Origin of the sequence: Allobosea sp., from assembly GCF_051860145.1 — a bacterium.
Taxonomy (GTDB): domain Bacteria; phylum Pseudomonadota; class Alphaproteobacteria; order Rhizobiales; family Beijerinckiaceae; genus Allobosea.
The window spans coordinates 1-798 of sequence record NZ_JBHYEM010000048.1 but is presented as its reverse complement, the minus strand read 5'-3'; the positions used below and the strand labels follow the sequence as shown (position 1 = coordinate 798).

Genomic DNA, 798 nt, shown 5'->3' with positions numbered 1-798 from the left:
GTCCTTCATTGCGAATGGACAGCCGGACGGTTTCGCCCTGCTTGACCTGGATTCGATCGGGTGTGAAGCGCATGCTGTCGCTCATCTTGAATTCCAGCGTTCGTTTGGCCGCGCTCGCATCGCCCGCGATACCCCAGCTCTTTTGTTCCTTGCGTACCGGTCCGCTCGACGCGCTGTGATCCTCATCGCCGTGTGCAAGGGCCAGGCCCGAGAACGCCCGGGTGCTGGCGAGCACCAATGTCTTGATCGATTTCATGTGATTCCTCGGGGTGGTTGAGCTTGTCTGGAAATGGGTTCGATGGTTCTTCGACCCTCAGTGCGCGAGGATCTTGGAGAGGAAGTCTTGCGCGCGCGGCGCCCGGCTCTGGGGACGCCCGAAGAACTCTTCGCTCGAGCAGTCCTCGACGATGCGCCCGTGGTCCATGAAGATCACCCGGTCGCTGACCTGCCGAGCAAACCCCATCTCGTGGGTCACCACCATCATCGTCATGCCTTCGCGTGCGAGCTTCACCATGACGTCGAGGACCTCGCCCACCATCTCCGGGTCGAGCGCCGAGGTCGGCTCATCGAACAGCATGACGATCGGATCCATCGACAGCGCCCGCGCGATCGCGACGCGCTGTTGCTGGCCACCGGAGAGCTGGCCCGGGAACTTGTCCTTGTGAATCGACAAGCCCACACGATCGAGCATGCGCAGCCCGCGCTCGACCGCTTCTGCACGCGAGCGTTTGAGCACCTGAACTTGCGCCAGTACGAGGTTCTCCATCACGCTCAGGTGTGGGAAGAGCTCGAAGTGCT

General features: G+C 62.0%; 2 protein-coding genes. Both read right to left on the bottom strand.

What is annotated here, in order from left to right; all coding sequences use genetic code 11:
• Positions 1-256, bottom strand: a 256-nt coding sequence (locus ACTIF2_RS27605) for a cupredoxin domain-containing protein (RefSeq protein WP_439500341.1), incomplete at its 3' end; no start/stop codon positions are given.
• A gap of 57 nt (positions 257-313) precedes the next feature.
• Positions 314-798 (bottom strand): amino acid ABC transporter ATP-binding protein (locus ACTIF2_RS27600; protein ID WP_439500340.1); only part of this gene is annotated, 485 nt, incomplete at its 5' end.